This window comes from Dechloromonas sp. ZY10 (genome assembly GCF_041378895.1).
Taxonomy (GTDB): Bacteria; Pseudomonadota; Gammaproteobacteria; order Burkholderiales; family Rhodocyclaceae; genus Azonexus; species Azonexus aquae.
The window spans coordinates 3,322,989-3,341,868 of sequence record NZ_CP144212.1 but is presented as its reverse complement, the minus strand read 5'-3'; the positions used below and the strand labels follow the sequence as shown (position 1 = coordinate 3,341,868).

19 protein-coding genes are annotated in these 18,880 nt (G+C 62.9%); all 19 read left to right on the top strand.

Features of this window, described 5'->3' with window-relative positions; all coding sequences use genetic code 11:
• Positions 1–226: 226 nt before the first annotated feature.
• Positions 227–481: a phenol hydroxylase subunit gene (locus VX159_RS15285; protein WP_371323729.1), complete on the top strand. Its 255-nt coding sequence runs from the start codon at positions 227–229 to the stop codon at positions 479–481.
• Between the two features lie 60 nt (positions 482–541).
• Positions 542–1,534 carry a phenol hydroxylase gene (locus tag VX159_RS15280; protein ID WP_371323728.1) on the top strand — a complete coding sequence of 331 codons (993 nt, stop codon included), beginning with the start codon at positions 542–544 and terminating at the stop codon, positions 1,532–1,534.
• 10 nt (positions 1,535–1,544) lie between these two features.
• A complete protein-coding gene (locus tag VX159_RS15275; protein ID WP_371323727.1) occupies positions 1,545–1,814 on the top strand; it encodes an MmoB/DmpM family protein in 270 nt (89 codons plus the stop codon).
• A gap of 25 nt (positions 1,815–1,839) precedes the next feature.
• On the top strand, positions 1,840–3,384 hold the full coding sequence (locus tag VX159_RS15270; protein ID WP_371323726.1) for a YHS domain-containing protein: 1,545 nt from the start codon (positions 1,840–1,842) through the stop codon (positions 3,382–3,384).
• Positions 3,385–3,394: 10 nt separating this feature from the next.
• Entirely contained in the window at positions 3,395–3,754 is a 360-nt protein-coding gene (locus VX159_RS15265) for a phenol hydroxylase subunit P4 (protein ID WP_371323725.1), read from the top strand.
• A gap of 67 nt (positions 3,755–3,821) precedes the next feature.
• On the top strand, positions 3,822–4,877 hold the full coding sequence (locus VX159_RS15260) for an NADH:ubiquinone reductase (Na(+)-transporting) subunit F (RefSeq protein WP_371323724.1): 1,056 nt from the start codon (positions 3,822–3,824) through the stop codon (positions 4,875–4,877).
• A gap of 153 nt (positions 4,878–5,030) precedes the next feature.
• Complete coding sequence (locus tag VX159_RS15255) at positions 5,031–6,059, top strand: TRAP transporter substrate-binding protein (protein WP_371323723.1); 1,029 nt, start codon at positions 5,031–5,033, stop codon at positions 6,057–6,059.
• Between the two features lie 27 nt (positions 6,060–6,086).
• Positions 6,087–6,629 (top strand): TRAP transporter small permease, encoded by a 543-nt coding sequence (locus VX159_RS15250; RefSeq protein WP_371323722.1) that lies wholly within the window; start codon positions 6,087–6,089, stop codon positions 6,627–6,629.
• The gene (locus VX159_RS15245) at positions 6,626–7,954 is read left to right on the top strand and encodes a TRAP transporter large permease (protein WP_371323721.1); all 1,329 of its coding nucleotides are present in this window, start codon (positions 6,626–6,628) and stop codon (positions 7,952–7,954) included. Before VX159_RS15250 ends, VX159_RS15245 begins: the two co-directional genes overlap by 4 nt.
• Before the next feature lie 15 nt (positions 7,955–7,969).
• Entirely contained in the window at positions 7,970–8,614 is a 645-nt protein-coding gene (locus VX159_RS15240; protein ID WP_371323720.1) for a fumarylacetoacetate hydrolase family protein, read from the top strand.
• Positions 8,611–9,384: a fumarylacetoacetate hydrolase family protein gene (locus VX159_RS15235; RefSeq protein WP_371323719.1), complete on the top strand. Its 774-nt coding sequence runs from the start codon at positions 8,611–8,613 to the stop codon at positions 9,382–9,384. Before VX159_RS15240 ends, VX159_RS15235 begins: the two co-directional genes overlap by 4 nt.
• A gap of 16 nt (positions 9,385–9,400) precedes the next feature.
• On the top strand, positions 9,401–10,855 hold the full coding sequence (gene hpaE, locus VX159_RS15230; RefSeq protein WP_371323718.1) for a 5-carboxymethyl-2-hydroxymuconate semialdehyde dehydrogenase: 1,455 nt from the start codon (positions 9,401–9,403) through the stop codon (positions 10,853–10,855).
• Positions 10,856–10,876: 21 nt separating this feature from the next.
• Positions 10,877–11,725: a 3,4-dihydroxyphenylacetate 2,3-dioxygenase gene (gene hpaD, locus VX159_RS15225; protein WP_371323717.1), complete on the top strand. Its 849-nt coding sequence runs from the start codon at positions 10,877–10,879 to the stop codon at positions 11,723–11,725.
• 64 nt (positions 11,726–11,789) lie between these two features.
• Positions 11,790–12,686, top strand: coding sequence for a 3,4-dihydroxyphenylacetate 2,3-dioxygenase (gene hpaD, locus VX159_RS15220; protein WP_371323716.1), 897 nt, complete (start codon positions 11,790–11,792; stop codon positions 12,684–12,686).
• Positions 12,687–12,720: 34 nt separating this feature from the next.
• Entirely contained in the window at positions 12,721–13,116 is a 396-nt protein-coding gene (locus tag VX159_RS15215; protein WP_371323715.1) for a 5-carboxymethyl-2-hydroxymuconate Delta-isomerase, read from the top strand.
• A 15-nt stretch (positions 13,117–13,131) separates the two neighbouring features.
• Entirely contained in the window at positions 13,132–13,935 is an 804-nt protein-coding gene (gene hpaH, locus VX159_RS15210; protein WP_371323714.1) for a 2-oxo-hept-4-ene-1,7-dioate hydratase, read from the top strand.
• Between the two features lie 32 nt (positions 13,936–13,967).
• On the top strand, positions 13,968–14,762 hold the full coding sequence (locus VX159_RS15205; protein ID WP_371323713.1) for an aldolase/citrate lyase family protein: 795 nt from the start codon (positions 13,968–13,970) through the stop codon (positions 14,760–14,762).
• A gap of 1,378 nt (positions 14,763–16,140) precedes the next feature.
• Positions 16,141–17,595, top strand: a complete 1,455-nt coding sequence (locus VX159_RS15200) for an NAD-dependent succinate-semialdehyde dehydrogenase (protein ID WP_371323712.1) — start codon at positions 16,141–16,143, stop codon at positions 17,593–17,595.
• A gap of 78 nt (positions 17,596–17,673) precedes the next feature.
• A complete protein-coding gene (locus VX159_RS15195) occupies positions 17,674–18,879 on the top strand; it encodes a multidrug effflux MFS transporter (RefSeq protein ID WP_371323711.1) in 1,206 nt (401 codons plus the stop codon).
• The last annotated feature ends 1 nt before the right edge of the window (position 18,880 follow it).

Sequence of the window (18,880 nt, the reverse complement as noted above, 5' to 3'; positions counted from 1 at the left end):
GGGCGGTAGGTAGTGCCTAGTGTGATTCAAAAATTGCAAAAAGAGCAAAGAGTTTCATGGAAAGAAGTGTTAACCGGACATCACACGACAGAGAGTTGATGGTTGGCCGGGGTTACGAAAAGTACAAGTCATTTCCGCAAATGTGCATTTATTAATATCTTAGTAAAAGTTCTAATGCAGCCATGAGAAAGCGGCCGGCTGGTCGCGGCATGGAGGAGAGACAAACATGGCATCCGCTACTTTCGACATCACCCGCAAGTTCGTACGGGTCATGGGCACCTTGCCTAACGGGATGGTCGAGTTCGAATTTGCCGTCGGCGATCCCGATGTCTGCGCCGAACTGGTGATGCCAAAGGCGGCCTTCGAGGCCTTCTGCGCAGCCAACCAGGTCGAGTTCCTGAGTGAAATGCCCAAGGCTGACGGCGCTGCCGCCGACTTTCAATGGGGCATGCACCAGGCGACCCACCAACGCTTCCGCTAAGGCTTTTTGCCCTTTTGTTGCGGTCGACCGCATCACATCATTCTTTTCGAGGAGACACTCATGGCAATTGATTTGCGGACGGTCAGCATCACGCCGCTGCGCCAGACCTTTGGTCACCTGGCACGCCGCATGGGCGCCGACAAGCCGGCTTCGCGCTATCTGGAAGCGACCATGGACCTGCAGCCGGTGGAAAACTACCACTACCGCCCGACCTGGGAACCGGAACGCGACATCTTCGATACCCGCCGCACTGCGATTACCATGAAGGACTGGTACGCGCTGAAGGACCCGCGCCAGTACTACTACGGCGCCTGGACTCTGGCGCGCGGCAAGATGCAGGAAATCGCCGAAGGTGATTTCGATCTGGTCGAAGACCTCGGCCTTGCGGCCGCCTATCCGGCGGCCGGCAAGGAGCTCGCGCTCAAGGTCTTCCTGCCGCTGCGTCACGTCGCCTGGGGCTCGAACCTGAACAAGGCCTATGTCTCTTCCTACGCCTACGGCATCGCCATGTCGCAGGCGGCTTGCTACGCCTCGATGGACCAGTTGGGCGTCGCCCAGTACGTCAGCCGCCTCGGCCTCGCTTTCAACGATCTCGATGCCCTGGCCGAGGCCAAGACCGCCTGGCTGGAGGGTGCCGAATGGCAGGAGCTGCGCCGCTACATGGAAGACGTGATGGTCGGCCAGGACTGGTTCGAAGTCCTGATCGCCCAGGATTTCGCGCTTGAAGGCCTGCTCTATCCGCTGATCTACGAACGCTTCAACGAAAAGCTGAACGCCGCACACGGTCCGGTCTTCTCGATGCTGACCCGCTTCCAGCGCGAATGGTTCGGCGAAACCACCAAATGGCTCGACGCCGTTCTCAAGGCCTGCGCTGCCGACAATCCCGAGAACAAGGCGCAGCTCGCCACCTGGATCAAGGCCTGGCGCGAGCGTGCCCTGGCCGCCCTCAAGCCGGTTGCCCAGCTGGCCTTCGGCGACGAAGCCGACGCGATTCTCGAAGAACTCGTCCTGAACCTGAATGCCCGCGCCGCCAAGGCCGGCATCGCCCTGTAAAGGAAGCCCCATGTCTAACGCCTTCATCGCCTTTCAGAAGAACGACGACTCCCGCTGTATCGTCGAGGCCATCCTCGAGGACAACCCGAATGCCATGGTCGATGACCAGCCGTCGATGGTGAAGATCGACGTGCCGAACCGCCTGGTCATCAAGCGCGAAACCGTCGAGGAAAAGATGGGCCGTGAATTCGATCTGCAGGAACTGCAACTGCACCTGATCACTATCTCCGGCCATCTCGACGAGACCGACGACGAATTCACCCTGAGCTGGAATTCCTGATTCCGGCAGCCAAGGAGAGAACACCATGGATATGAAAGTTGCCAAGAAGCTCGGCCTCAAGGAGCGCTACACGCTGATGACCCGCGACCTCGCGTGGGAAACCAGCTACCAGCCGATGGACAAGGTCTTCCCGCAGACCGCGTACGAAGGCATCAAGATTCACGACTGGGACAAGTGGGAAGACCCCTTCCGCCTGACCATGGACGCCTACTGGAAATACCAGTCGGAAAAGGAGCGCAAGCTGTACGCGATTCTCGACGGCTTCAACCAGAACAACGGCCATCTGTCGGTCACCGACGCCCGCTACATCAACGTCTTGAAGCTCTTCCTCGGCTCGACCCCGCCGCTGGAGCTGATGGCCGCGCGCGGCTTCTCGATGATGGGCCGCCACATGCAGGGTGCCGGCCCGCGCGTCGCCTGCCAGATGCAGGCGGTCGACGAGTACCGTCACTTCCAGACGCAGATCCACTCGATCTCGAACTACAACAAGTACTACAACGGGATGGACGAGTTCGCCCATCAGCAATCCCGCATGTGGTACCTGTCGGACGGCAAGTCCTTCTTCGACGACGCGATTACCGCCGGCCCGTTCGAGTTCATGGTCGCCATCGGCTTCGCCTTCGAATACGTGCTGACCAACATCCTGTTCGTGCCGTTCATTTCCGGCGCTGCCTACAACGGCGACATGGCGGCGATGACCGTCGGCTTCTCGGCCCAATCCGACGAAGCGCGTCACATGACGCTCGGCCTGGAATGCATCAAGTTCATGCTCGAACAGGACCCGGACAACCTGCCCATCGTCCAGCGCTGGATCGACAAATGGACCTGGCGCGGCACGCGCAAGCTGGCGTCCGTCGGCATGATGATGGATTACATGCTGCCCAAGCGCATCATGAGCTTCAAGGAAGCCTGGGAAATGTACGTCGAGGAAAACGGCGGCGCCCTGTTCAAGGACCTCGCCCGCTACGGCATCACCATCCCGAAGTGCTTCAGCCAGACCATCGAGGAAAAGGAACACGTCTCGCACCAGTCGTGGATCGGTTTCTACATGAAGCCGCAGGCCACGCCGTTCCACACCTGGATTCCGACGCCGGAGGAAATGGACTGGCTGTCCGAGAAGTATCCCAACACCTTCGACCAGTACTACCGTCCGGTGCTCGAATTCTTCGACGCCCAGGAAAAGGCCGGCAACCGCTTCAACAACCAGACGGCCCCGATGAACTGCCAGGTCTGCGTCAGCACCATCAAGTTCAACGAGCCGGGCGACCCGATGGAAATGTGCTTCCGCGAGACGACCTATCAGGGCGAGAAGTTCCACTTCTGTTCGGATCACTGCCAGGAAATCTTCGAGCACGAGCCGGAAAAGTACATCCAGACCTTCATCTCCTCGCATCAGGTCCTGCAGGGCAATTGCGAGCCGGAAGGCGTCGATGTCAATGCTCCGGACTTCCAGCCCGGCAAGCAGATTCTCGACTACTGGAAGCTCGACAAGCGGGCCCTCGGCGACTTCAACGGTTCCGAGGATCAGAAGAATTTCGCTGCCTGGCGCGAACAGGCTACCAAGAACTGAGGAGAACGCCATGACGATGCTGAAAACCCTGGCGCCGTATGAATTCAAGTCCCGCGACGCCCTGGAGAACTACAAGGGCCGCCAGCTGGTGTACATCAACTGGGAACGTCACCGCATGTTCTCCCGCCCCTTCGTCGTCGCCCTGACGCCGGATACGCCGTTCTCGACGATCATCGCGCAGATGGCCGAGTGCTTCAGCTATCACCCGGACTGGGCGCAGATCGACTGGGATAAGGCCCTCTGGCAGAACGGCAAGAACAGCTTCACGCCGGATCGCGACAAGAGCCTGGCCGAGAACGGTATCGGTCACAAGGACCTGATCCGTTTCCGCACCCCGGGCCTGGATGGCATTGCCGGTACCGGCTACTAAAAACGCACACGGTGCGCCGGACGGTAGCCCCGTCCGGTAGCCCGGATTTCCCAGCGGAGAGACTGTCATGAGCTACGAACTGACCATTGAACCCCTCGGCCGGACCATCGAAGTCGAGGATGGCCAGACCCTGCTCGACGCCGCGCTGCGCGCCGGCATCTACCTGCCGCACGCTTGCGGCCAGGGCTATTGCGCCACCTGCAAGGTGTGCATCACCGACGGCGAGGTCGACCACCAGAACGCATCAAGCTTCGCGCTGATGGATTACGAGCGGGAAGAGGGCAAGGCCCTGGCCTGCTGCGCCACGCTGGAATCGGATGCGGTGATCGAAGTCGAAATGGAGATCGACGAAGACGCCCGCGACATTCCAGTCCGCGATTTCCCCGGCGTGGTCAGCCGGATCGAAGACCTGACGCCGACCATCAAGGGGATCTGGCTCAAGCTGGACGAAGCCCTCGATTTCCAGGCCGGCCAGTACGTCAATTTCAACCTGCCGAATGACCTCGGCCACCGCGCCTTTTCGCTCGCCAACGCCCCGTCGACCGGCGACGAGATCGAACTGAACATCCGCATCGTGCCCGGCGGTGCCGGCACGACCTGGATTCACAACGAGCTCAAGGTCGGCGACGCGGTCACCGTGTCCGGTCCGTATGGCCGTTTCTTCGTGCATAAATCGGCCAATGTGCCGTCCCTGTTCATGGCCGGCGGTTCCGGTCTGTCCAGCCCGCGCTCGATGATCCTCGACCTGCTGGAAGAGGGTAGCACCCTGCCGATCACGCTGGTGTACGGCGCGCGCAATCAGGGCGAACTCTATTACCACCAGGAATTCCTCGATCTGGCCGCCAAGTACCCGCACTTCACCTATGTCCCGGCCCTGAACGATGAACCGGCCGACAGCGGCTGGAGCGGTTTCCGGGGCTTCGTCCATGAAGCGGCCAAGGCCCATTTCGACAACGATTTCCGTGGTCAGAAAGCCTATCTTTGCGGCCCCCCGATCATGATCGAAGCCTGCATCACCACGCTGATGCAGGGCCGCCTGTTCGAGCGCGACATCTATACCGAGAAATTCTTCTCGGCGGCCGACGCACAGCAGGTGCGCAGCCCGCTGTTCAAGCGGGTTTGAGCCACCGCGACCGTGACCGGGAAGCGGTCACGGTCAACCTCCGGAAATTGTAAAAAAGCGTTTTTGTCGTTGACTTACTAACATCGTAGCGATTTAATTGCTAACATATTAACAACCGGCGCGATGTCCGGTCCCGCAAAAGAGGAGATTCCCATGAACTACCGCAAGCTGCTGGCCCTGGGGGCCGTCACCGCATCCGTTTCCTTGTCCGCGCAGGCGCAGGAAGTGACCTTCAAGATCGCGCACTTCCTGCCGTCGGCCGCGCCGACGCAGCAGAAGGTGCTGCAGCCCTGGTGCGACGAAATGGGCAAGGCTTCGGCCGGCCGCATCAAGTGCCAGTTCTACCCGGCCATGCAGTTGGGCGGCACGCCGGCCCAACTGGTCGACCAGGTGAAGAACGGCGTTGCCGACGTGGTGTGGACTGGCCCGGGTTACTCTGCCGGTCGTTTCCCGGCGATCGAAGCCTTCGAGCTGCCGTTCATGGTCAAGGATGCGACTTCCAGTTCCAAGGCGCTGTGGAAGTTCTACCAGCAGCACGCGCAGCAGGAATTTGCCGCCTACAAGGTGCTGGCCTTCCACACCGATGGCGGCCAGGCGGTGCATACCTCGAAGAAGGAAGTGGCAGGCTTGACCGGCTTCTCTGGTCTCAAGCTGCGTACTTCGACCCGCGTTGGTGCCAAGACCTTGGCTGCGCTCGGTGGCCAGCCAGTGGCGATGCCGCCGGCCCAGGTCACCGAAGCCATTGCCAAGGGCGTGGTCGACGGTTCGCTCGGCGCCTGGGAACTGGTCTACCCGACCAAGCTCTCCGAAGTCACCAAGTTCCATGCTCAGCCGGCCGAAGGCGTTGCCTATCCAACTGCGACCGTGCTTACCGTGCTGATGAACAAGCAGAAGTACGACGGCCTGCCGGCCGATCTCAAGGCCATCGTCGACAAGACCACCGGTGAAGTCATGGTCGGCAAGTTCGGTGCGATGTTCGACGAGGTCGCCGCTGATACCAAGAAGCGGATTGCCGCCCAGGGCAACAAGATCACCACCTTCAGCGGCGTTCAGGTCGAAGCCATGAAGCGTGCCACGGCAACGGTTGAGGAAGAGTGGGCCAAGCAGGTCGGTGAAAAGGGTCTGGATGGCAAGAAGCTGATTGCCGCTGCCCGCGAACTGACCGGCACGGTCGCCAAGTAAATTGAACACGGTCGCAAGGGGTTAATCATGCAGGATCCGATGGGAATGCCGCACGACTTGGTCGAACACGACCGGGTCGAGCATTACCTGATCATGGCCGGCAAGGCGATGGCAGTGTCCGGGGGCGTGCTGTTCATCGCGCTGATCATCATGTCGCTGGTGTCGATCATCGGCCGCAAGCTGGGTTTTGGCTCGGTCAACGGCGATATCGAACTGATGCAGGCCGGGACGGCGGTGGCGGCGACGGCTTTCCTGCCGTACTGCACGCTGCTCGGCGAACACATCAAGGTCGATTTTTTCACCGAGAACATGCGTGATTCCCTGAAGCGCCCGATCGACGGCATCGCCGAGCTGCTGCTCGGCGGGGTGTCGGTGCTGCTCGCCTGGCGTACCGTCTTGTCGGCGATTTCCACCTATGAATCGCAAGAGGTCACGACCCTGGTCTCGCTGCCGCTCTGGATTCCGACCGCGCTGCTGGTGCCGGGCATCGTGCTGATGGCCGTCTGTGCCTTCTACCGCGCCTACGCCTCCTTCCATCCCACCAAGAAACTTCCGGGAGCCCACAAATGAGCGGTACCACCATCGGCCTGATCGGCTTTGGCTGTCTGCTGGCCATGCTCGCCGTGCGGGTGCACATCACGATGGCGATGTTCATCACCGGCGCCGGCATCTATCTCGTCATGAATCAGGGTGAAACCTCGGCCCTGATGTACACCCTGAACAACCTGGTCTATGCCCGGGTTTCCAACTATGACCTGGCGGTGATCCCGCTGTTTATTCTCATGGGCCAGTTTGCGACCCACGGCGGCTTGTCCAAGGCGCTGTTCCGTGCCGCCGGCACGCTGATCGGCCACTGGCGCGGCGGTCTGGCGATGGCCTCGACGGCAGCCTGTGCGGCCTTCGGCGCGATCTGCGGTTCCTCGCTGGCCACCGCCGCGACCATGGGGCAGGTGGCGCTGCCGGAACTGAAGTCGCACGGCTATTCCGGCAAGCTGTCCACGGCCACGCTGGCTGCCTCGGGCACCTTGGGCATCCTGATCCCGCCCTCCGTGCCGCTGGTCATCTACGCGGTGCTGACCCAGGAGTCGATCGGCAAGCTGTTCGTCGCGGCCGTTGTGCCCGGTATCGTTGCCGCTCTCGGTTACCTGCTGGTGATCGCGATCATCGTCCGCCGCGACCCGGCGGCCGGTCCGGCCGGCGAGAAGGTGCCCTTCGCCGAAATGATCAAAGCCCAGATCAACATCATTCCGGTGCTCTGCGTCTTCCTCGTCGTCATCGTCGGCATCTACGGTGGCTGGGCCAACCCGACCGAAGCCGCATCCATCGGCGCGGCCGCCTGCGGCATCATCGCGGCGGTCTCCGGCGGCATGCGCACCAAGGATTTCCTGCAGAGCGTCTATGGCACCGCCCACGCCACCGGGATGATCTTCATGGTCCTGATCGGCGCCGATCTGCTCAACTCCAGCCTGGCCCTGTCGCAAATGCCGACCGAGCTGGCGCTGTGGGTGCAGAACAGCGGTCTGCCGGCGCTGGTCGTGCTGTTCGCGATCCTGCTCATTTACATCCTGCTCGGCTGCGTGATGGATTCGCTGGCGATGATCCTCTTGACCATTCCCATCTTCTATCCGATGGTCATGGGGCTGGACTTTTTCGGCATGAGCGTCGAGGACAAGTCGATCTGGTTCGGCATCCTGGCGCTGATGGTGGTCGAAATCGGTCTGGTCCATCCGCCGGTCGGCATGAACCTCTACGTCATCAACAAGATCGCCAAGGATGTCCCGATGAAGGAAACCGCGCTGGGCGTGATGCCTTTCCTCGCCTCCGACTTCATCCGCATCATCGCGCTGGTCTTCTTCCCCACCCTGTGCCTCGGCCTGGTGCATTTCCTCGGCTGAGCGGAGTCTGAATCCATGATCAAGCAACACGTTCGCGGCACGGCCTACGGCGTCATCCTCAACGATGCCGTCTCCGTGCAAAAAATCGGTTCGCTCGAGGAGGCCCCGTACAAGGGTGCCCCGAAGGCCCCGGTGCTCTACATCAAGCCGGCCAACACCCGTGTTGGATGTGGTTCGACGGTCAACCTGCCGCAGGGTGCCCATTCGGTCGAAGTCGCCGCTACCGTCGGTCTGGTCATCGGCCAGGCTGCCGCCCGCGTGACGGCGGCCGATGCCTTGGGTCACGTCAGCGGCCTGGTGCTCGCTGCCGATCTCAGCCTGCCGCACGCCAGCTACTACCGCCCGGCGATCAAGGAAAAGTGTTTCGACGGTGCGCTGCCGCTGTCCTCGGTCAAGCCGCTGGTCGATATCGCCGGCCTGACCCTGGTCACCGAAATCGATGGCGAGGTCGTGGATCGTCGCCCGCTCAATGATCTGATCCGCCAGCCGGCGCAACTGCTGGCCGATGTCTCGGAATGGATGACCCTCAATGCCGGCGACGTGTTGCTCGTCGGCGTGCGCTACCAGGCGCCGCAGGCCAAGGCCGGCAGCGTCGTCCGCCTCAGTGCCGAAGGCCTGGGCAGCCTGAATTTCACCATCGCACAAGGAGTCGCCGCATGAAGCACGGTCGGATCAGTTACAACGGCGCCGTCCATCAGGTGACGGACGCAGGTGTTGAAAATGCGGGCCGCGTTCGCCTCGCCGACGGTCGACTGCTCAGCGAGGGCGAATTTCAATGGCTGCCGCCGGTCGAAGTCGGTACTGTCTTCGCGCTCGGCCTGAACTACGCCGACCACGCCAAGGAACTCGCCTTCAAGGCGCCGGAAGTGCCGCTGGTCTTCCTCAAGGGGCCGAACACCATCACTGGCCACAAGGCCAAGACGCGCCGCCCGGCCGACGCCACCTACATGCACTATGAGTGCGAGTTGGCCGTGGTCATCGGCAAGACCGGCAAGAACGTGAACAAGGCCGAGGCGATGGACATGGTCGCCGGCTACACCGTGGCCAACGACTACGCCATCCGCGACTACCTCGAGAACTATTACCGCCCGAACCTGCGGGTCAAGAACCGTGACGCCTGCACGCCGCTCGGCCCGTGGCTGGTCGATGCCGCCGATGTGCCGAGCCCGATGGCGCTCAAGCTGACCACCCGCGTCAATGGCCAGACGACGCAGGAAGGAACGACCGCCGACATGATTTTCGACATCGCTACCCTGATCGAATACCTGTCGTCCTTCATGACCCTGAATCCGGGCGACGTCATCCTGACCGGCACGCCGGAAGGCCTGGCCGATGTGAAGCCGGGCGATGTCATCGAAACCGAAGTTGAAAACGTCTGCTGTCTGGTCAACACCATCGTCGACGACCAGACCTGGTTCGCCCCCGTTTAAAGAAAGCGAGAACAGCATGATCAAGCACATCATCAACGGCCAGAAGGTCGAGAGCAAGGAGACCTTCGAAACGGTCAATCCGGCGACCGGCGAAGTGATCGATACCGTTGCCAGCGGCGGCGAAGCCGAAGTCAATGCCGCAGTGGCCGCCGCCAAGGCCGCTTTCCCGGGCTGGGCCGCCACGCCGGTCAAGGAGCGCGCCCGCCTGGTGCGCAAGCTGGGCGAGCTGATTGCCGCCAACGTCGAGCCGATCGCCGACATGGAAACCGCCGACACCGGCCAGGTCACCTACCAGACCAAGAAGGTGCTGGTGCCGCGCGCCTCCGACAACTTCAACTACTTCGCCGAGCTGATCCAGCACATGCACGGCGAAACCTACGATTCCGACACCGGCCACCTGAACTACACGCTGTGGCAGCCGGTGGGCGTCTGCGCGCTGATCTCGCCGTGGAACGTGCCGTTCATGACCGCCACCTGGAAGACCGCGCCTTGCCTGGCCTTCGGCAACACCGCCGTGCTCAAGATGTCCGAGTTGTCGCCGCTGACCGCCAACCGCCTCGGCGAACTGGCGCTCGAAGCCGGCATCCCGCCGGGCGTCTTCAACGTCGTCCATGGCTTCGGCAACACCGCCGGCGAGCCGCTGGTCGCTCACCCGGATGTGCGTTCGATTTCCTTTACCGGCTCGACCGCCACCGGCAACCGCATCGTCAAGTCGGCCGGCCTCAAGAAGTTCTCGATGGAACTGGGCGGCAAGTCGCCCTTCATCATTTTCGACGACGCCGACTACGAACGCGCCCTCGACGCCGCCATCTTCATGATCTTCTCGAACAATGGCGAGCGCTGCACCGCCGGCTCGCGGATCATTGTTCAGGCCGGCATCTACGACAAGTTCGTCGCCGATTTCGCCGCCCGCGCCGCCAAGATCAAGGTCGGCGACCCGACCGACATGAGCACCATCATCGGGCCGATGATCTCCAAGGGCCACCAGGAAAAGGTCAATTACTACATCGAACTCGGCAAGCAGGAAGGTGCCGAAGTCGTTTTCGGCGGCGGCACGCCGACGGTCGACGACAAGTTCAAGAACGGCTTCTGGGTTCAGCCGACGGTGTTCGCCGGGGTGGATAACAAGATGCGCATCGCCCAGGAAGAAATCTTCGGGCCGGTGCCGTGCATCATCCGCTTCAAGACCGAAGAAGAAGCGATCCAGATCGCCAACGACACCATCTACGGCCTCTCGTCGTACTTGTGGACCAACAACACCGGCCGCGCCATCCGCCTGGCCAAGGCCATCGAGTCCGGCATGACCTTCGTGAACAGCCAGAACGTGCGCGACCTGCGCCAGCCCTTCGGCGGCTCCAAGGCCTCCGGTACCGGCCGCGAAGGCAACCACTACAGCTACGAAGTGTTCTGCGAGGCGAAGAACATCGCCGTGTCCTACGGCAGCCACCCGATCCCGCGTTGGGGCGTCTGAGGACGCACGGAGGAGACAATCATGGGAAAACTCGCTTTAGCCGCCAAGATCACCCACGTGCCGTCGATGTACCTGTCCGAGCAGGACGGACCACACAAGGGCTGCCGTCAGGCCGCCATCGACGGTCACAAGGAGATCGCCCGCCGTATGCGTGAGGCCGGCGTCGACACCGTCGTCGTCTTCGATACGCACTGGCTGGTCAATTCCGGTTACCACATCAACTGCGCACCGAGTTGGGAGGGCATCTACACCTCCAACGAGCTGCCGCACTTCATCAAGAACCTGCCGTTCTCCTACGTCGGCAACCCGGAGCTGGGCAAGGCCATCGCCGACACGGCGACGGCCATGGGGGTGCATACCCGTGCCCACGACGCGACCAGCCTGGCCCCGGAGTACGGCACCCTGGTGCCGATGCGCTACATGAACCCGGACAAAGAGTTCAAGGTGGTCTCGGTTTCGGCGCTGTGCACGGTGCACAACCTGGCCGACTCCATCGTGCTCGGTCAGGCGGTAAGAAAGGCGATCGAGGAACAGTACGACGGCACCGTCGCCGTGCTTGCCTCCGGCTCGCTGTCGCACCGCTTCGCCCAGAACGGCGTTTCCGAGCAATTCCTGCACAAGGTCTGGGACCCGTTCCTGGAAACCGTCGATCACCACGTCGTCGAGTTGTGGAAAAAGGGCGACTGGAAGACCTTCTGCGGCATGTTGCCCGAGTACGCGGTCAAGTGTCACGGCGAAGGGATGATGCACGACACGGCAATGCTGCTCGGCGTGCTCGGTGGCGAAAGCTACACCGGCCAGGCCGAGGTGGTGACGCCGTACTTCGGCTCATCCGGCACCGGCCAGATCAACGTCGTCTTTCCCGTCTAAAAGAGCGTAAAGCCACGGTCAACCCCGCAGAGAAGCCAATTTCCAAAGGATAAGGGAGACAAACATGGGTGAAATCGTCATGGCCATCAAGTGCACGCACGTGCCCTCGATGCTGATTTCCGAACAGCCGGGGCCGGCGCATGGCTGCCGTCAGGCTGCCATCGATGCCGAGCGCGAGCTGGGCCGGCGCGCCGTCGAACTCGGCGTCGATACCTTCATCGTGTTCGACACGCACTGGCTGGTCAATGCGGGTTACCACATCAACAACAACGCGGTGCATCAGGGCAATTACACCAGCCACGAGTTCCCGCACTTCATCCAGGACCTGCCCTACGCCTTCCCGGGCAACCCGGAACTGGGCCGGATGATCGCCGAGGAAGCGACGGCGATGGGCGTCAAGACCCGTGCCCATGAAGTGGCTTCGCTCGACCTCGAGTACGGCACCATCCTGCCGATGCGCTACATGAACCCGGAAGGCAAGATCCGCGTGATCTCGATTGCCGGCTGGAGTACCTTCGGCTCGCTGGACGAGTCGCGCATCCTCGGCGAAGCACTGGCCAAGGCCGTCGCCCGCAGCAATTGCAAGGTCGCCATCGTCGCCTCCGGCTCGATGTCGCACCAGATCTGGGAAAACCGTCTGGTCGAGCAGGGCTTCAACACGATCAGCCGCGAATTCAACAAGCAGGTCGATCTGCGCGCGCTGCAACTGTGGGAGGCCGGCGATTGGGGCCCCTTCCTGCGCATGCTGCCCGAGTACGCGCAGTACTGCACCGGCGAAGGCAAGATGCACGACACCGCGATGCTCTTCGGCGCCCTCGGCTGGGACAAGTACGAAGGCAAGGCCGAGATCGTCTGCCCCTATTTCGAAAGCTCGGGCACCGGGCAGGTGGTGGTCAGCCTGCCGGTTGCCGGCATTCCGCCGCAGGCCAAGGGCGTCGGCATGGAAATGCCGGTTTCCTGAGCGTCGACCGTAAAAGAACTATCTGGAGAGGAACATGCCCCACCTGATCTACGAAATCACCGACAACCTGAACGTGGCCGAGGCTGACATTCAGGGCCTGCTGAAGAAGAGCAACCAGGTCCTGATCGATCAGGGGGGCGTTTTCCCGACCGGGGGTATCCGCTCCCGCGTGCATTGGCTCAAGGATTACTGCGTTGCCGATGGCGCCCAGACCAGCGATGCCTTCGTGCATGCCACGCTGAAGATCGGTGCGGGCCGTTCCGACGAGGCCAAGAAAAAGACCGGTGACGAACTGTTCGCGATGTTGAGCGCGCACTTCGCCGCCTTCTTCGAGCGTCATGGTCTGGCGCTCTCCATGGAAATCGCCGAGTTCAGCGAGGCCGGCACCTGGAAGAAAAACAACATTCACCCCCGCTACAAGAAGAACTGACAGAGGAGAATCAACATGCTCAGCCAAGACATCATTCAGGCCGCCGCCCAGCGCCTGCACGCCGCCGAACAGGCCCGCCAGCCGGTGCGCCAGATTTCGCTCGACCACCCGGAAATCACCATCGAGGACGCCTACGCGATCCAGAAAGCCTGGGTCCAGATCAAGCTGGCCGAGGGCCAGAAGGTCGTCGGCCACAAGATCGGCCTGACCTCGCGCGCCATGCAGATGTCGTCGCAGATCAACGAGCCGGACTTCGGCACCCTGCTCGACGAGATGGTCTACAAAGATGCCAGCGACATTCCCTGCTCGCGCTTCATCGACCCGATGGTCGAGGTCGAGCTGGCCTTCATCCTCAAGGATCGCCTGGAAGGCGAGAACGTCACCATCTTCGACGTGCTCTCGGCCACCGATTACGTGGTGCCGGCGGTCGAGATCATCGATGCCCGCTGCCATCGCATCGATCCGGAAACCAAGCGGCCGCGCAAGGTGATGGACACCATTTCCGACAACGCCGCCAACGTCGGCATCATCCTCGGCGGTCGCCCGATCAAGCCGATGGACATCGACCTGCGCTGGGCCGCCGCGCTGCTCTACAAGAACGGCGTGATCGAGGAAACCGGCGTCGCCGCCGGTGTCCTGAACCATCCGGCCAACGGTATCGTCTGGCTGGCCAAGAAGTTCGCGCCGCACGGCGTGGCGCTGGAACCGGGCCAGATCATCCTCGCCGGCTCCTTCACCCGTCCGGTCAAGGTCGCGCCGGGTGATACCATCCACGTCGATTACGGCCCGCTGGGCAACATCACTGCCCGTTTTGTCTGATTTTGCCGGGATAAAGGACGTCGACCGTGGACATGCCCCTCAATACATTCAAGCGCGCGCTGGCTGCCGGTGAAACGCAGATCGGCCTCTTTCTCGGCCTGGCCAACGCCTACACCGCCGAAGTCGTCGCCACCACCGGCTTCGACTGGCTGCTGATCGACGGCGAGCACGGCCCCAACGACCTGCGCACGATCATCGCCCAGCTGCAGGCGCTGGCGCCGTACCCGGTACGGCCGGTGGTGCGCACCGTCGACCACGACGTGGCGCGGATCAAGCAACTGCTCGACGGCGGCGCCCAGACGCTGATGGTGCCGATGGTCGAATCCGCTGCCGATGCCGAAAAGCTGGTGCGCGCCATGCGCTACCCGCCCAACGGCATCCGTGGCGTCGGCACCGCAATGGCCCGTGCCGCGCGCTGGAACGGCGTGAACGGCTACTTCGCCCAGGCCGACCAGGAAATGTGCCTGATCGTGCAGATCGAATCGACCACCGGCCTCGCCGCCATCGACGAGATTCTTCAGGTTGAGGGCGTCGATGCCGTGTTCATCGGCCCCTCCGACCTGGCCGCATCGATGGGCTATCTCGGCAATCCGGGCCACCCGGAAGTCAAGGCGGCGGTCGAAGGCGCCATCCGCAAGATTTCCGCCGCCGGCCTCGCTGCCGGCGTTTTCTCGGCCGATCCGGCCGCCGCCGAAGCCTACCGGCAGATCGGTGCCAGCTTCCTGCTGGTCGGTGTCGACGCCTTGCTGCTGCGTAACTCGGCAGTGGCGCTGGCTGACAAATTCAAGGCTGCCGGGCAGACGGCGGCGGGTGGCGCGGCGTATTAGGCCATGGCGCGGCGCCCGTGCTTTTATTCTCGCCGGTCCCTGCCGCTCACGGCGGGGGGAGGGTTGAGTTCGGGGTGCTGCGTGAGTTTGGCGATTCACGGTCGACGGCGGGAAATGCGGTTTTTGGTGGTTGCCGAGCGGCCTGTTCCTGCCGTGCCGGTGGCTGATCAACCGAGTTTCGCCTTGACGGCGCCTTACTTTCTTTTGCTTTGCCAAAAGAAAGTAAGCAAAGAAAAGGCGACCCCAGGCTATGCGGTCGGCTGCGCCGACTCCCCTGCGCTACTCAGCGAGCCGGGCGGCTGCGGAACTCGGCCCTGCGGGCCTCAAACAGTCCTCGCCGAAATCCCCCGGCCCGCCTGCGTTGCTCGGCGCTCCACATGGGGACCCAGAGGCGTCGCGGCGGAAAGCTTTGAGCAAAAAACGCAGCTGATTGTTTTTTGCGGTCTACCGGCAAAAACGTCCATTTTTACGGTCGACCGTGAATTCGCGAGGTTTTTCTCGCGGCCCTTTGCAGCAGGGGGCTTATTGCGGTCTGTTTTGCGACTGGGTTCTGCCAGGACAGCGGCTGCTTGCTCAGGTTTTGCTTTGGCGCTGGCTGAACGGCCGAGTTTCGCCTTGACGGCGCCTTACTTTCTTTTGCTTCGCCAAAAGAAAGTAAGCAAAGAAAAGGCGACCCCAGGCTACGCGGTCGGCTACGCCGACTGCCCTGCGCTACTCGTCGAGCCGGGCGGCTGCGGAACTCGGCCCTGCGGGCCTCAAACAGTCCTCGCCGAAATCCCCCGGCCCGCCTGCGTTGCTCGGCGCTTCACATGGGGACCCAGAGGTGTCGCGGCGGAAAGGCTGGAGCAAAAAACAAAGCAAACTGTTTTTTACGGTCGACTAGTAAAAACGCCATTTTTTACGGTCGACCGTGAATCCGAGATGTTTTTCCCCCAGCCCTCTGCGGCGTCGAGCAGCGCAGCGGGCAACGGGAAAAAGGGCGAGGACTGTCTGAGACCCAAAGGGCCGAGTTCCGCAACCCCCCGTTGTTCGCGAGCAGCGCAGTGCACCCGGCGCAGCCGGGCGCTGCAGCGGGCGCGCCTTCTTTTTGGCTACTTTTTCTTGGCAAGACAAGAAAAAGTACGCCCGCCGGTCAACGGCGGAAACCAGCCTCAAGCAGAGAATAGAAACGGTTGCGCCGTAGCCCGACCGGCAGGCGGCAGCGGCGGTTCCCGTGCGACGGTCAGGCCGCAAGCAGTGTCAGCCGCGAACCATTTCCCCATTTTTCAGCCCAAATCGCAGCCCAAAAACCCCACTTTTCACGGTCGACCGTGAAAACCCCGAAAAATCCCCGACCTGCCGTATAAACGGCAGGCGCATCACTCCGAAGGAGCCCTGCATGTTGTCCCTGAACGATCAAAACCTTCTCCGCCAGGCTTGCTACATCGATGGCGCCTGGGTTGGCGCCGATAGCGGTGAGACCATCGCGGTGACCAATCCGGCGACCGGCGAGACCATCGCCAGCGTGCCGCGTTGCGGTGCCGCCGAGACCGAGCGGGCGATTGCTGCCGCCGATCAGGCGCTGAAAACCTGGCGCGAGACCACCGCTGCCGAGCGCGCGCGCATCCTGCGCCGCTGGTTCGACTTGCTGATGAGCCACCAGGAAGACCTGGCCAAGCTGATGACCGCCGAGCAGGGCAAGCCGCTGGCCGAGGCCAAGGGCGAGATCGCCTATGCTGCCGCCTATGTCGAATGGTTTGCCGAGGAGGCCAAGCGCGCTTACGGCGAGGTGATTCCGTCGCCGTTCAAGGATCGTCAGATCGTGGTCACCAAGGAGCCGGTCGGCGTCTGCGCGGCGATCACGCCGTGGAATTTCCCGTCGGCGATGATTACCCGCAAGGTTGCCCCGGCGCTCGCCGCCGGCTGCACCATCGTCTTGAAGCCGGCCGAGCAGACGCCGCTGTCGGCGCTGGCGCTGGCCGAGCTGGCCGAGCGCGCCGGCGTCCCGGCCGGGGTGTTCAGCGTGGTCACCGGCAAGGCTTCGGCGATTGGCGGCGTGATGACGTCCAGCCCGACTGTGCGCAAGCTGACCTTCACCGGTTCGACGCCGATTGGCCAGTTGCTGATGCAGCAGTGCGCCGGCACGGTCAAGAAACTGTCGCTGGAACTGGGCGGCAACGCGCCTTTCATCGTCTTCGACGACGCCGATCTCGATGCCGCCGTCGCTGGCGCCCTTGCTTCCAAGTACCGCAACGCCGGCCAGACCTGCGTCTGCTCCAACCGTTTCCTGGTCCAGGACGGCGTCTATGAAGCCTTTGCCGCCAAGCTGGCGGCGGCAGTGGCCGGGCTCAAGATCGGCAACGGCATGGAAGAGGGCGTTACCCAAGGCCCGCTGATCGACGACGCTGCGATCAACAAGGTCGAGGAGCTGGTGCAGGATGCGGTCGCCAAGGGCGCCCGCGTCGTCACCGGCGGCAAGCGCCACGCGCTCGGCCGTACCTGGTTCGAGCCGACCATCCTTGCCGACGTGACTCCCGCGATGGCGGTGGCCAAGGAGGAAATCTTCGGGCCGGTGGCGCCGCTGTTCCGCTTCAAGAGCGAAGAAGAAGCGGTGCGCATGGCCAACGATACCGAGTTCGGTCTTGCCGCCTATTTTTTCTCGAAGGATCACGGCCGCGTCTGGCGCGTCTCCAAGCAACTCGAATACGGCATGGTCGGGGTCAATACCGGCCTGATTTCGACCGAGGTCGCCCCCTTCGGCGGGGTCAAGCTCTCCGGCGTTGGCCGCGAAGGGTCCAGCCACGGGATCGAGGAATACATGGAGCTCAAGTACCTGGCGCTCGGTGGCCTGTAAAATCTCCGGCCCACCGGCCGTTCCGGTGGATGGCGGCGGCCCGGCGGGCCGTCCTCCCGGTTTGACAGCAAGGCAGCGATGAATTCAGCCCTGATCCCTGCGGCCCGCGAGGGCCGTTTCCTTTTATTGCTCGGTGCGCTGGTTGCCTTCGGGCCGCTGGCCATCGACCTTTATCTGCCGGCGCTGCCGGCCATCGCGGCCGGCCTGGGGGCTTCGGCAGCGCAGGTGCAGGCGTCGATTACCGTCTTTCTCGCCGGTTTTGCCCTGGGGATGTTGTTTTACGGTCCGCTGTCGGACCGCTACGGGCGGCGTCCGGTGATGCTGGCCGGGATCGCGTTGTTCACGCTCGCCAGTCTGGCCTGTCTGCTCGCTGCCAGTGGCGAGCAGCTGGTGCTGGCGCGTTTCGTCCAGGCCCTCGGGGGCGGTGCCGCATCGGTGCTGGCGCGGGCGGTGGTGCGCGATGTCTACGCCCCGGCCGAGGCAATCCGCAAGCTGTCACTGATGGCGATGGTGACGGCGATTGCGCCCTTGCTCGCGCCTTTGCTCGGCAGCGGCCTGCTGCTCGCCTTTGGCTGGCGCGGCACCTTCGCCGCAGTGCTGCTGTGGGGGATCGCCAGCTTTGCCGTGGTCTGGCGCCGCCTGCCGGAAACCCTGGCGCCCGGGCAGCGCGGGCAACTGCCGCTGGCGGCGGCGTTCGCTGCCTATTTCCGGCTGGCTACCGATCCGCTGGCACTCGGTTTGCTGCTGGCCGGCGGCATGTCGTTTGCGGCGATGTTCGCTTACATCACGGGCAGTCCGTTTTACTTCATCGAGGCGCAGGGCTGGACGCCGCAGGCCTACAGCTTCCTGTTCGCCGCCAACGCGCTGGGAATTTTTGCTGCCAATTTCGTCAATAGCCGGCTGGTGCGGCAACGGGGGGGCGCGGTGCTGGCCGGGGTCGGCAGCGGCATGAGCCTGCTGGCGGCGCTAGTGCTGTGGCTGGCCATCGGCAATCCGGCGGCGACGCTGGCGGTGATCGCGATGCTGTTTATCGTGGTCGCTACCACCGGCCTGCTCGGTGCCAATTGCGTCGGCCTGCTGCTGGCGCGCTACCCGCAGAATGCCGGCGCAGCGGCTGCTTTGTTCGGTTCGGCGCAATTTGGCCTGGGGATGTGGGCGAGTGCCGCCGTGGCCTACGAGCATGCACCCGACGGGCGGCGCATGGCCGGGGTGATCCTCGGTTGCGCGCTGGCCTCGTTTGCCGGCTATCTGCTCTATCGCCACGCGGCCCGGCGGGCCGGTTAAG

Coding starts and splice junctions, on each gene's coding strand:
- VX159_RS15200 (WP_371323712.1), top strand. CDS start 16,141: ATGTTGTCCCTGAACGATCAAAACCTTCTCCGCCAGGCTTGCTACATC.
- VX159_RS15275 (WP_371323727.1), top strand. CDS start 1,545: ATGTCTAACGCCTTCATCGCCTTTCAGAAGAACGACGACTCCCGCTGT.
- hpaD (WP_371323717.1), top strand. CDS start 10,877: ATGGGAAAACTCGCTTTAGCCGCCAAGATCACCCACGTGCCGTCGATG.
- hpaD (WP_371323716.1), top strand. CDS start 11,790: ATGGGTGAAATCGTCATGGCCATCAAGTGCACGCACGTGCCCTCGATG.
- VX159_RS15215 (WP_371323715.1), top strand. CDS start 12,721: ATGCCCCACCTGATCTACGAAATCACCGACAACCTGAACGTGGCCGAG.
- VX159_RS15270 (WP_371323726.1), top strand. CDS start 1,840: ATGGATATGAAAGTTGCCAAGAAGCTCGGCCTCAAGGAGCGCTACACG.
- hpaH (WP_371323714.1), top strand. CDS start 13,132: ATGCTCAGCCAAGACATCATTCAGGCCGCCGCCCAGCGCCTGCACGCC.
- VX159_RS15280 (WP_371323728.1), top strand. CDS start 542: ATGGCAATTGATTTGCGGACGGTCAGCATCACGCCGCTGCGCCAGACC.
- VX159_RS15240 (WP_371323720.1), top strand. CDS start 7,970: ATGATCAAGCAACACGTTCGCGGCACGGCCTACGGCGTCATCCTCAAC.
- VX159_RS15205 (WP_371323713.1), top strand. CDS start 13,968: ATGCCCCTCAATACATTCAAGCGCGCGCTGGCTGCCGGTGAAACGCAG.
- hpaE (WP_371323718.1), top strand. CDS start 9,401: ATGATCAAGCACATCATCAACGGCCAGAAGGTCGAGAGCAAGGAGACC.
- VX159_RS15250 (WP_371323722.1), top strand. CDS start 6,087: ATGCAGGATCCGATGGGAATGCCGCACGACTTGGTCGAACACGACCGG.
- VX159_RS15265 (WP_371323725.1), top strand. CDS start 3,395: ATGACGATGCTGAAAACCCTGGCGCCGTATGAATTCAAGTCCCGCGAC.
- VX159_RS15235 (WP_371323719.1), top strand. CDS start 8,611: ATGAAGCACGGTCGGATCAGTTACAACGGCGCCGTCCATCAGGTGACG.
- VX159_RS15255 (WP_371323723.1), top strand. CDS start 5,031: ATGAACTACCGCAAGCTGCTGGCCCTGGGGGCCGTCACCGCATCCGTT.
- VX159_RS15195 (WP_371323711.1), top strand. CDS start 17,674: ATGAATTCAGCCCTGATCCCTGCGGCCCGCGAGGGCCGTTTCCTTTTA.
- VX159_RS15245 (WP_371323721.1), top strand. CDS start 6,626: ATGAGCGGTACCACCATCGGCCTGATCGGCTTTGGCTGTCTGCTGGCC.
- VX159_RS15285 (WP_371323729.1), top strand. CDS start 227: ATGGCATCCGCTACTTTCGACATCACCCGCAAGTTCGTACGGGTCATG.
- VX159_RS15260 (WP_371323724.1), top strand. CDS start 3,822: ATGAGCTACGAACTGACCATTGAACCCCTCGGCCGGACCATCGAAGTC.